Annotated in this window: 13 protein-coding genes; 7 read left to right on the plus strand and 6 right to left on the minus strand. The window is 65.7% G+C overall.

Features of this window, described 5'->3' with window-relative positions; genetic code table 11:
- Positions 1-2 precede the first annotated feature (2 nt).
- Positions 3-770: a DsbA family oxidoreductase gene (locus FHR04_RS18835; protein ID WP_139404746.1), complete on the plus strand. Its 768-nt coding sequence runs from the start codon at positions 3-5 to the stop codon at positions 768-770.
- 145 nt (positions 771-915) lie between these two features.
- On the opposite strand, the gene FHR04_RS18840 is transcribed toward FHR04_RS18835, so the two are convergent.
- The 6 genes from FHR04_RS18840 to ftsE form a co-directional block, all read right to left on the minus strand.
- Complete coding sequence (locus FHR04_RS18840) at positions 916-1,929, minus strand: TerC family protein (protein WP_139404747.1); 1,014 nt, start codon at positions 1,927-1,929, stop codon at positions 916-918.
- 264 nt (positions 1,930-2,193) lie between these two features.
- Positions 2,194-2,826 carry a hypothetical protein gene (locus FHR04_RS18845; protein ID WP_139404748.1) on the minus strand — a complete coding sequence of 211 codons (633 nt, stop codon included), beginning with the start codon at positions 2,824-2,826 and terminating at the stop codon, positions 2,194-2,196.
- Positions 2,823-3,587, minus strand: coding sequence for a hypothetical protein (locus FHR04_RS18850; protein ID WP_139404749.1), 765 nt, complete (start codon positions 3,585-3,587; stop codon positions 2,823-2,825). Before FHR04_RS18850 ends, FHR04_RS18845 begins: the two co-directional genes overlap by 4 nt.
- A 65-nt stretch (positions 3,588-3,652) precedes the next feature.
- Positions 3,653-5,161, minus strand: a complete 1,509-nt coding sequence (locus FHR04_RS18855; protein WP_249039221.1) for a murein hydrolase activator EnvC family protein — start codon at positions 5,159-5,161, stop codon at positions 3,653-3,655.
- Between the two features lie 20 nt (positions 5,162-5,181).
- Complete coding sequence (locus FHR04_RS18860) at positions 5,182-6,045, minus strand: cell division protein FtsX (protein WP_039685846.1); 864 nt, start codon at positions 6,043-6,045, stop codon at positions 5,182-5,184.
- 91 nt (positions 6,046-6,136) lie between these two features.
- A complete protein-coding gene (gene ftsE / locus FHR04_RS18865) occupies positions 6,137-6,820 on the minus strand; it encodes a cell division ATP-binding protein FtsE (RefSeq protein WP_039687621.1) in 684 nt (227 codons plus the stop codon).
- 210 nt (positions 6,821-7,030) lie between these two features.
- Between ftsE and FHR04_RS18870 the strand changes: the two genes are divergently transcribed.
- From FHR04_RS18870 to FHR04_RS21725, 6 genes are all read left to right on the plus strand, one after another.
- Positions 7,031-8,347, plus strand: coding sequence for a S41 family peptidase (locus FHR04_RS18870; RefSeq protein ID WP_039685848.1), 1,317 nt, complete (start codon positions 7,031-7,033; stop codon positions 8,345-8,347).
- A 211-nt stretch (positions 8,348-8,558) separates the two neighbouring features.
- On the plus strand, positions 8,559-8,867 hold the full coding sequence (gene rpsF, locus FHR04_RS18875; RefSeq protein WP_039685850.1) for a 30S ribosomal protein S6: 309 nt from the start codon (positions 8,559-8,561) through the stop codon (positions 8,865-8,867).
- 150 nt (positions 8,868-9,017) lie between these two features.
- The gene (locus FHR04_RS18880) at positions 9,018-9,920 is read left to right on the plus strand and encodes a single-stranded DNA-binding protein (RefSeq protein WP_139404750.1); all 903 of its coding nucleotides are present in this window, start codon (positions 9,018-9,020) and stop codon (positions 9,918-9,920) included.
- Positions 9,921-9,956: 36 nt separating this feature from the next.
- Positions 9,957-10,226 carry a 30S ribosomal protein S18 gene (gene rpsR, locus FHR04_RS18885; protein WP_029477417.1) on the plus strand — a complete coding sequence of 90 codons (270 nt, stop codon included), beginning with the start codon at positions 9,957-9,959 and terminating at the stop codon, positions 10,224-10,226.
- A gap of 13 nt (positions 10,227-10,239) precedes the next feature.
- Positions 10,240-10,692 carry a 50S ribosomal protein L9 gene (gene rplI, locus FHR04_RS18890; protein WP_039685856.1) on the plus strand — a complete coding sequence of 151 codons (453 nt, stop codon included), beginning with the start codon at positions 10,240-10,242 and terminating at the stop codon, positions 10,690-10,692.
- A gap of 120 nt (positions 10,693-10,812) precedes the next feature.
- Positions 10,813-11,288 (plus strand): DUF4384 domain-containing protein (locus FHR04_RS21725; RefSeq protein ID WP_420810989.1); only part of this gene is annotated, 476 nt, incomplete at its 3' end.

The following is an 11,288-nucleotide window of genomic DNA, read 5'->3' on the forward strand; positions in this document are numbered from 1 at the left end:
GCATGACTGCATCTGCCTCCACTTCCTTCACGCCCTCGGCACCCGACAAGTTACGGGTGGACATCTGGTCGGACATCGCCTGTCCGTGGTGTTATGTCGGCAAGCGGCGCTTCGAGGCGGCCCTGCAGGACTTCGGCCCGCGCGATCAGGTGGAAGTCGTGTGGCACAGCTTCGAGCTTGATCCCTCCGCGCCGGCCGACAACCCGAACTCCATGCGCGACGGGCTGGCCCGCAAGTACGGCCGCACCCCGGCCCAGGCCCAGGAGATGCTGGACAGCATGACCCAGACGGCGGCGGGTGAAGGACTGGAGTACCACTTCGACAAGACCCGCCTGACCAACACCTTCCTGGCCCATCAGCTGATCCATCTGGCCGCCGAGCACGGCCAGCAGGACGCCATGAAGGAACGCCTGCTGCGCGCCTACATGTCCGAGGGACGGAATGTGGGCGAGGTGGACACGCTGGTGGAACTGGCCGCCGAAGTGGGCCTGGACGCTGCCGAGGTTCGCACGGCCCTGGAAGGCGGCCACTACGCCCAGGCCGTACGTCAGGACGAGGCCCAGGCCCAGGCGCTGGGCATCAGCGGCGTGCCGTTCTTCGTGCTGGGCGGCAAGTACGGCGTCAGCGGCGCGCAGGGCGCGGAGGTGCTGCGCGGCGCGCTGGAGCAGGTCTGGGCCGAGACGCATCCTGCCCCCCTGACCCTGCTGGGCACGGCCAATGACGCGGAGGGCTGCGAGGACGGTCAGTGCGCGGTGCCGGCGCGGGAATAAACCGGGCTGGCCTGCTCAACAACTCACGAAAGGGAGGGCAACAGAAACCGCTTCTGTTGCCCTCCTTCATGGCATAGAGGCCAGCCTTATACCGTCTTGCCACTCGCTTCGCTCGGGTTCGTCTTCGACTCACCGCACTTTGGTATTACACCGACGCGGGCGGCTCCCCGGCGGGAGGACGGGTCTTGATCAGGCTGACCACCACGCCGCCGGCCAGCAGGCTCAGGGTCACGCCCAGGCTGATCGCCGGATCGAGCTTGCCCCACAACTGGGCGTAGAAGATCTTCAGGCCGATAAACACCAGCACCAGCGACAGCGCGGGCTGCAGGTACTTGAAGCGGTGCACCATCGCCGCCAGCGCGAAATACAGCGCCCGCAGGCCCAGAATGGCGAAGATGTTGGAGGTGTACACGATAAACGGATCCTGCGTGATGGCGAAGATGGCCGGAATCGAGTCCACCGCGAAGATCACGTCGGCGGTCTCCACCATGATCAGCGCCAGCAGCAGCGGCGTGGCAAAGGTTCTGACCCGGCCGCCCACCGTCTGCTTGACGATGAAGCGCTCGCCGTGCAGTTCGTCGGTGATCCGCAGCCGCCCTTTCAGCCAGCCCAGCAGCCGGTTGTTCGAGAAATCGTGCTCCTCGTCGCCGCCCCGCAGCATCTTGACGCCCGTGAACAGCAAAAAAGCGCCGAAGATCCACAGCACCCAGTCGAATTGCGTGACCAGCGCGGTGCCCAGCCCGATCATGATCGCCCGCAGCACGATCACGCCCAGAATGCCCCACAGCAGCACGCGCCGTTGCAGTTTCAGCGGAATGGCGAAGAAGGCGAAGATCAGGCTGATCACGAACACGTTGTCCAGCGCCAGCGCCTTTTCCAGCGCGAAGCCGGTGTAAAAGGCCATGCCCGATTCGCGGCCCAGCGTCAGCCACACCCACGCGCCGTAGATCAGCGCGATGGCGATGTAGAACGCCGACAGCCACAGGCTCTGGCCCACGCCCATCACGCCGTCATCGTCAGGGGCCAGCCTGCTCTTGCGGCGCCGCTCCAGCACCCCCAGGTCAAAGGCCATCAGGGCCACCACCACCGCCAGGAACATGACCCACATCCATGCGGGCTTGCCCAGCCACTCGGTCACCGTCAGAAAGGAAAGATCCATTGCCGTCTCCTTGCACGGAAGACGTCCCTTCACGGGGAGGGTCAAAAAACACAAAAGACCCGGCACGCCTTCACGTGCCGAGTCTCGCCGTTTCAGAAATGCACCGGGATTGGAGCCCGTATTGACGATGCATTTCCCTGCCTGGGCAGGTGGCTACTCCCTCGTTGCCAAAAAGTGTAGCGACCAGAGGCCGGAGAAAGCCTTAATCAAACTTTGATGTGCAGACCCAGAGGGCGGCTGGACTTCATGCCCAGCCGCAGAGCTTTACTGGCTGGTGACCGGCGTCTCCACATGCAGGGTGTAGCGCTGGACCGGATCGCTTTCCAGGCTGCGGAGGTAGGTGCGGGTGCCCTGCGGCAGATACACGTAATGCTCGGCGCGGGACCAGCCGGCCTTCAGCTTCCAGGTCTGCTGCATGTCGGGGGTGGCGGTCTTGAAGACCACGGTGAACGGCTGGCTGGCATAGGCCACGCGGTCATGCGTCATCAGGTTCAGGGTCTCGCCGTCGTCGCGCTTTCCGTTGGTGTTCCCGTCCCGCCACATCGCCCAGCGCAGAAAACGAACCTGTGCGTCTCCAATGTTCGACTTCGCGCCGTCGGTCACGCTTCCGGCGGGCAGCACCAGCGCCACGTCCTGGGCGTTCTTCTCCTCGGCCTTCCAGCCGTCCGGATCAACCTCGCTACGGGTGGCCCCGGCGGGCACGCTCAGCTGGTACACGCTCTGGCCGTCCTCGGTCAGCAGCGACAGGTAGGCGTTGGCGGGGGCTGCGGGAAAACGGACCTCCACGCCGGTGGGCAGCGGCGGGCGGCCCCCGTCGGGTAAGGCGGGGCTCCCCGCCGAACAGGACGCCAGCAGCAGGCCCAGCCCGGACAGGGCGATCAGATTCAGGCGCTTCATTTCAGACCTCCCCGGTCCAGACCCTTCAGGCCCATCGAGATCAGGCGGTCTGTGGGTTCATGCAGGCGAATGGTCAGGCGTTGATCGGTGGTGGGCACGCTGTTCATGGTCACGCGGTACTGGCCGGGCGTGGCGGTGGGCTGCAGCACCTCGTGGCGCACCAGGCTCCAGCCGGAGACGCGCGCCCCCGTTTCCTGCGACTTGCCGTCCGTGCTGGCGAAGCTGTAGGTAAAGGCCGCATCGGCGTAGCTGTAGATGTCGTGGGTGTTGAACAGTTCCTCGCCCTTGGTGGGTGTGCCGTCGCCGTCGGCGTCGCGGAACAGCGTGAAGTACACGTTGCAGGTCTTGACCGTTTCCGGCGTGATCACCACGTCCTGCAGCCCCGAGGCCTCGCTGGTCTTGAAGAGCCTCAGGCAGCCCGCGTTCTTCTTGAGGGGGTCCAGCGCGTAGGACGCCAGCTGCAGTGTGCCGCCGTTGACCATCGCACTGGCGCTGGGACCGCCTGGATAGACGAACTGCCCATCCCTGCCCAGACTCCCATTGGCCAGGACCTGAACCCCCGCCTTTTGCGCGGGGTCCGAACCGTCCACGAAATAGATGGCGGCCAGGGTCAGCCCGTTCGTCTGGGCAGTCTCGGGAAAGCGGAACTCCAGGGTGGTGAAGGTGGGGGGCGGTGGGGGCTGGGGACAGGCGGTCAGCAGCGACATGGTCAATGCGCCGCCGCCCACTGTCAGGACAGCATTTTTCTGGGGTCTTTTCATGGTGCCCACAGTGTACTGGGCAGCCCTAGACCACGGGTCCGAATGTGCGGAACAGTCTGGCGCGGCTAGAACCCCGGATTCACGGCCAAGCCGTTCAGCCGGTACTGGAAGGCCATGCGCTGCGGCCCGATGATCTGCGAGCCGCCCACCGTCCCCAGCGGCGTACCGCGTGACACGCGGGCGCCCACGCTGACCAGCGGTTCAGCCAGCCCGAAATACGCGCTGATGGCGCTGGAGTGGTCCACCAGCACCACCCAGCCCAGCGAGGCGTAGTACGTCACGGCCAGCACGTTGCCCGGCAACGCGGCCACCGCCTGCGAGCCGTCAGACGCGGCCAGGACCACCCAGGGGGAGCCGCCGCTGCCGTAGGGAGCGCTGACCTGCCCGCCCGGCAGCGGAAAGCCCAGCGGACCGCTGACCGCCGGCAGCGGCGTGAGTTCCTGCGTCACCCGGTCCTGAGCGGCCTGCACCTGCTGGCTGCGCTGCTGCAACGCGGCCTGCTCGCGCTGAAGCTGCTGCTCGCGTGCGCGCTGCTGCTGTTCGCGGGCGGCCTGCTGCTGGGCTTCGCGGGCGGCCTGCGCGCGGGCCTGGGCCTCGGCCTGCTGGCGGGCCACCTGCCGGGCCCGTTCGGCGGCCTCGCGGGCACGCTGGGCCGCCTGCTCGCGGGCAATACGTTCCTGCTCGGCGCGGATCGCCGCCAGCCGGATGGCCTCCTGGCGGGCACGCTCCTGGGCGATGCGGATGCGGCGGGCCTCGGCCTCGCGCCGCTTGCGCTCCTCCTCCAGGCGGCGCTGGCGCTCGGCCTCGATGCGCTGACGTTCCGCCGTGACCTGGGTGATCAGGCCGTCGATGGTGCGGGCGGTCAGGGCGCGGTCTGCCTGCCGCTGGGCGGCCAGGGCACGCTGGCCCTGCTCGCTGTCGCGCAGGCCAGCCAGCAGGCGGTTCTGCTCGCCGCGCCGCGTTTTCAGACGGTCCAGGGCCGCGTTGCGCCGCGCCCCGATGTCCTTGAGGGTCTGGGTCTGCTGCGCCTGCTGCGCCCGCTGGGCGTCCAGCGTGGCCACCTCGTCTTTGAGGTTCGCGATGATGCGGGTGTTGTACTGCCCGGCCATGTTGGCGTAGCGCAGCCGGATCAGCAGGTCCGAGAGGCTGCGGGCCTGCGACAGCAGCCCCAGGTAATCGTTGCTGCGGCTGCGGTACTGCAGGTTCAGGATCTCGCGCACATCGCCCTTAAGACGCTCGACGCGGGCGGTGGTGACCCCCAGCTGCGAGGTGGTGTCGGCCAGCTGCTGCTCGGCCAGCGCGGTGCGGGTGTTCAGCACCGCCAGTTCGTTTTCCAGGTCCGCCACCTGCCCGGCCAGCGTGTCCAGCCGGGCCAGCGCCTCTTTCTGCTGGGCGCTGAGGTTCTGGATGGTCCGGCGGATGCGGTTCAACTCTTTGGCCTGCGCCGCGCTCAGCTGACGCTGCTGCTGCAACTCCTGCTGCAGTTGCTGCAACTTCTGAGAGGTGGTCTGGGCACCCCCACCCTGCCCCAGCAGCAGCACGCCCAGCAGGACGAGAAGACTGGCGCGCCTCACGTCCACGGCTCCTGGGGCCACTACTCCAGCTCCCGCAGGTAGCGGCGGCTGGCGAACAGGCTGCCCAGAAAGCCGATCAGGATGCCCAGCCCCGCCACGCCGCCCAACACTGGCAGTAGGGTCCCGGGGTCCGTGACCACCGGGAACACCGGGGCCAGTTCGCGCACCCGCACAGCCAGCCCCAGGTAGGCAGGGGTCAGCAGCGCCAGCGACAGCGCGGCGGCCAGCACCCCCACGATCAGGCCCTCGATCACGTGCGGCATGCGGATAAACGAGCGCGTGGCCCCCAGCAGGCGCATCACGCTGATCTCGTCGCGGCGGGCGTACATCGCCACCCGCACGGCATTCAGGATGTTAAACAGCGTGCCCAGCAGCAGCAGACCCACCAGCGCGTAGCCGGCGCCGCGCACGGCGGTCAGCGTCTTGACGGTGGGGTCCACGTAGCCTGCGCCGTACTCCACGCCGTCCACGCCGACCAGATTGGCCACCACCGCCGCCACTGTGCGCGAATCCTCCACCCGGCTGACCTTCATGCGCAGGGTGTCGGGAAAGGGGTTGCCCACCAGCCCCGCCGCGTCGCGGGTGTACGGCGAAATCTGGCTCATCTCCTCCAGCACCTGCGCGCTGCTCACCAGCCGGGCCTCGCGCACCTGCGGCAGGCCTCTGACCTGCGACAGCAGTCCGGCGGTGTCGGCCTCCGGCGTCAGGAAGGCCGCCACCTCCACCTGCGATTCCAGCTGGCCCAGCGTGCGGTTCACGTTCAGGGTCAGCAGCAGCACGAACCCCAGCATCAGCAGGGTCAGGGTCATGGTCACCAGCGTCGCCAGCGTGGCCGTGAAATTGCCGCGCATGGCCAGCAGCGCCTGACGCAGGTGGTAGATCACTGGCCGCCCCTGGCGGCGGTGATGGTGGATGGTGGATGGTGGATGGACAAAAGCAGTTCTCCATCAACCCTCACCCTTCTCCCATCTCCCCTCACAGCGCGTACCCCCCGTACGGGTCGTCGCGCACCAGCTTGCCCTTGCGCAGCGTCAGGGTGCGGTGGCGGTAGCTTTCCACCAGATCGCGGGCGTGGGTGGCGACCACGACCGTGGTGCCGCGCAGATTGACGTTCTGCAGCACCTTGAGCACCTCGCGGCTGTTCTCGGGGTCCAGGTTGCCGGTGGGCTCGTCGGCCAGCAGCAGCGGTGGGTCACTCACGATGGCGCGGGCAATCGCCACCCGCTGCTGCTCGCCCTGCGACAGCTGCACCGGCAGGGCGTACTTCTTGTGTTCCAGCCCGACCGTCCGCAGCGCTGCCGTAACCCGGCCCGGCCACTCGCGCCCGTGCACGCCGGTCACCCGCAGCGCGAAGGCCACGTTGTCGTAGGCGTTCAGGTGCGAGAGCAGCAGGTTGTCCTGAAACACGGTGCCCATGCGGCGGCGCAGCAGCGCCGTGCGCCGCCCCTTGTAGTGCTTCAGGGACTGCCCGGCCACCCGGACCTCGCCGCGCGTGGGCAGCGCCCGCTTGAGCACCAGATTCATGAAGCTGCTCTTGCCAGCGCCCGAATGGCCCACCAGATACGCGAACTCGCCCTTGCCGATCTGCAGGCTCACGTCGTCTAGGGCCAGTGTGCCGGTGATGGGATACGACAGCGTGACGCTGTGGAACTGGATCACCGCAGCGCTCCGGCGCGGGGCAGGGCAGGACAGAGGCAGCAAGGAGAACGCATGGTCGCTGCCCAGCATAGCCCAGACCATGAAGGTCCGCTCAGGACGCCTCTCAGAATTCCAGGCCACTGGCCGCGCAGGCGTTTTTGAGGCTTTGCTGAGGTCCGCCTGTCACCTGAGCTTCAATAGTCGCTCAGGGGGGCGCACTATTCTGACCAGGTGAATGCCAAACGCCTGACCATCGTGGGGGCGGCCCTTGCGGCCACCGCCGCCGTCGCCTACGCCCAGCTTGGCGGGTACACCCAGGCCAACCTGACCAGCACCGCCGAGGGCAAGACGCTGCTCAACGTGATCGGTGACCTCAAGCAGTACTACCTGTACCCCATCGACGAGGACAAGCTGCTGCGCGGCGCGATCAACGGCGCCGTGGGCAGCCTGAACGACGAGTTCACGTACTACAGCCAGCCCGAGGACAATGCCATTGACCAGGAAAATCTGGCGGGCAACTTCTACGGCATCGGCGTACAGCTGATCGCCGCCAACGCGGACGGCACCGGCGGCAAGATCGACAACGTGTTCAAGACCGGCGCGGCCATCGGCGCGGGCGTGCAGATCGGCGACGTGTTCGTCAAGGTGGACGACACCGAGGTGATCACCAGCAAGCTGAACGACATCGTGCGGCTGGTGCGCGGCAAGCAGGGCACCACGGTCACCATCACCTTTGCCCGCAACGGCAAGCCCTACACGGTCAAGATGGAGCGCCAGCCGGTGACCATCGTGGACGTCGAGGAAACCATTCTGCCCGGCAACATCGGCTACATCGCCCTGAACACCTTCTACAACGAGAAGGTCAGCCAGCAGTTCCGCGCCGCCGTGGCCGACATGAAGAAGAAGAACGTGCAGAAGCTGATTCTGGACCTGCGCGACAACGGCGGCGGCCTGCTGAATGCCGGGGTGGACGTGGCCGACCAGTTCATGCAGAGCGGGCCGATTGTCAGCCTGCGCGACCGCAACAAGAAGACCGAGGTCTTTGGCCGGGCCAGCAACCAGAAGACCGACTACACCGGCAAACTGGTGGTGCTGGTCAACAAGAACAGCGCCTCGGCCTCTGAAGTGGTCTCCGGCGCCCTGCAGGACGTGGGCCGCGCCCAGATCATCGGCGAGCAGACATTCGGCAAGGGCGTGGCGCAGATTCCGCTGGACCTGCCCGACGGCGGCAAGATCGCCATCGTCGCCAACGAGTGGCTGACCCCCAAGGGCCGCCAGATTCACAAGAAGGGCATCACCCCCGACATCGTGGTGGCCGACACCCGCTACACCGCCCCGCTGAACTTCGCGGGCAGCGGCCTCAAGGCGGGCGAGAAAATCACCCTGAGCGTGGCGGGCAAGCCGGTGACCGTCACCGCCGACAAGGACGGCAAGTTCACGTACACCGGCGAGATCAAGCGCCCCAGCAAGAGCGCCACGCAGGGCGAGGCCGTGGTGGACGTGCCGGGCGACGCCATCCTGCGAAAGGCGCTGGACCTGCTGAAATAAGGGCGGGGTGAAGTCAGCGCTGGAATCTTGGGCCTCTCCCCCGCCCGGGCGGAGGGGCTTTTCTGGCGTTGGAAGGACAGACAACTGCGCTTCTGCCAACCCCTCCCGCCTTTCCCCTCTAGCACTCCCCTCCACGCTCTGATAATGTGGTGAGTTGCGCTGTGTGGCGAGGCCAGACCTTGCCCGGATTCGGCGTGAAGAGAGGTGAAACATGAACCAGTACGACCTGAACCTGATCCTGAACCCCAACCTCAGCGCCGAGCAGGTGCAAATCGAGAAGGACTACATCGAAACCACGCTGAAGAACAGCGGGGCCGAGATGAGCAACCTCGACGACGTGGGCAACCGCCGCCTGGCTTACGCCATCGACAAGGACCGCGAGGGCTATTACCTGATGTACACCATCAAGGCCGGCGGCAACCCTGAAAAGGACATCGCCAGCACCCTGCGTCTGCGTGACCACGTGCGCCGCGTCCTGGTGGTCAAGGACCGCCCGGAATGGAAGACCAAGAAGGCCTGAGCACTGCCGGGAGCGTTACGCTCTTGACAGAACCAAGTCGCCTTGTTACAGTCTTTCTAACCCGCACAGGGCCACATTGCCAGCCACGTTAAAGCCCCCAGTTACGGCACGCCCCAGCGCGTCCAGCCAGCCACCAAGGAGAACACTGTTATGGCCCGAGGCATGAACCACGTGTATTTAGTCGGCGCACTCGCCCGCGACCCCGAACTGCGTTACACCCCCAACGGAACCGCCGTTTTCGAGGCCACTGTGGCCGGAGAAGACCGCGTCGTCGGCAACGACGGACGTGAGCGGAACCTGCCGTGGTACCACCGCGTCTCTATTCTGGGCAAGCCCGCCGAATGGCAGGCCGAGCGCAACCTGAAGGGCGGCGACGCCGTGATGGTGGAAGGCACCCTGGACTACAGCTCCTGGGACGCTCCGGAAGGCGGCAAGCGCAGCGCGATTAAAGTCAAGGCCCTCCGCATGGAAGGTCTGGACAGCCAGCCCGAACTGATCCAGGACGCCGGAGGCGGCGTTCGTATGGGCAACGGGCTGAACGAAGTGGCACTGATCGGCAACGTCGTGCGCGACCCCGAACTGCGCTACACCCCCGCCGGCGACGCCGTGCTCGGAATCGGCCTGGCCGTGAACGAGACCTGGAATGATCGGCAAGGGAACAAGCAGGAAAAGACCCACTGGATCGACGTAACCCTGTGGCGCGAAATGGCCGAGGCCATGAAAGAGCTGCGCAAGGGTGACCCCGTGATGGTCAAGGGCCGTCTGGTCAACGAGAGCTGGACCGACAAGGACGGCAACAAACGCAATTCCACCAAAGTAGAGGCGACGCGAGTCGAAGCCCTGTCCCGAGGCGCTGGAGCCGGTAATCCAGCAGCCACCTCCGCCGGACCTCGCACGCAGACCGCGAGCAGTGCGGCGCGCCCCCAGTCCCAGGGCAACGGCTACGGCCAGCCCCAGAACCGGGCGGCGAACACGGGGAACCGTTCGGGCGGCTTAGATATTGACCAAGGTCTCGACGATTTTCCACCGGAAGAAGAAGACCTGCCGTTCTAAAACTTTTTGTAGGGCCAAGGCAGGCACAAGGAACATATGACGCAATCCAGCGACCGCAAACCGCGTGGCAAGGGGCCCAAGCGCCCCCGCAAGCCCAAGGTTGACCCCTTCTCCATCGGGGAACTTGAAATTACCGATTACAAAGACGTGAAGATGCTGCGCCGTTTTGTCTCCGACACCGGCAAGATTCTTCCTCGCCGCCGCACCGGCCTCTCGGCCAAGCACCAGCGCCGCATTTCGCAGACCATCAAGGTCGCGCGTCAGCTGGCCCTGCTGCCCTACACCGAGAAACTGGTTCGGAAGTAAGGAGAGCTGAGCCATGCAAGTCATTCTGATGGAACCCGGCAAGCTGGGCCAGACCGGCGATATTGTGGAAGTCAAGAACGGGTACGCCCGCAACTGGCTGATTCCGCAGGGCATCGCCACCAGCGCCACCGCCGCCAACATGAAGAGCCTGGAAGCCCGCATCCGCGCGCGCCAGAAGATTCAGGCCCAGGAAAAGGCCACCGCCGAGGACCTCGCCAGCCGCCTGAACGGAGTCGCCATCGAAATGAGCGTCCGTGCGGGTGAAGGCAAGATCTACGGCGCCGTGACCCACGCCGACGTGGCGGGCGCGCTGGACCAGCTCGGTTTTGACATCGACAAGCGCAAGCTGGAGATGCCCAAGACCGTCAAGGAAATCGGCGAGTACGACATCGCCTACCGCGCCCACCCCGAAGTGACCATCCCCATGAAACTGGTGGTCCACGCGCAGAAGGAAAGCCAGAAGTAAATTCCGGGCTCAAAATCTGCTCCGAGAAAGGCCCCACCCGTTGCGGTGGGGCTTTTTCGTTCTGTCATGAAGGGGCTGCTCTACACTCCCTTCATGCGAAAACTGGCGACGTTGGCTCTGATGACCCTGGCCCTGGCCGCATGTGGCGAAAGCCCTGGCCCACAGCCTGCCAGCGAACCCGTGCTGAGTGTTTCGGTCCATCCGGCCGCACCCCAGGCCGGGCAGAACGTGACCTTCACGGTCAGCCTGACGGGAGGGTCTGGAACGTGGAATGTGGCGCTGTTCAATCAGGACCCAGATGGCAGAGTCGATCAGCTTTATCCGAATCGCCTGCCAGACGGTCAGCCCACGCTGACGCCCGGCGCGACCCTGAACTTTCCACCGCCGAATGCCAGGTATCTTTTCGTTGCTGCTGGACCATTTGGAACCAATACGCTGCTCGTTTACGCCACGCAGAACACTCTGGATTTAAGTAGATCGCGAATAAGAAGTAGAATTAGGGATGGGTCGTCCCGCACGACAGATCGAGATCAGCGAAGCCGCCGACCAACAGCTCCATGCACTGGAGTTCAATGTGCATGTCCACCCGAAAGTGC

Source organism: Deinococcus radiopugnans ATCC 19172, from assembly GCF_006335125.1.
GTDB lineage: Bacteria > Deinococcota > Deinococci > Deinococcales > Deinococcaceae > Deinococcus > Deinococcus radiopugnans.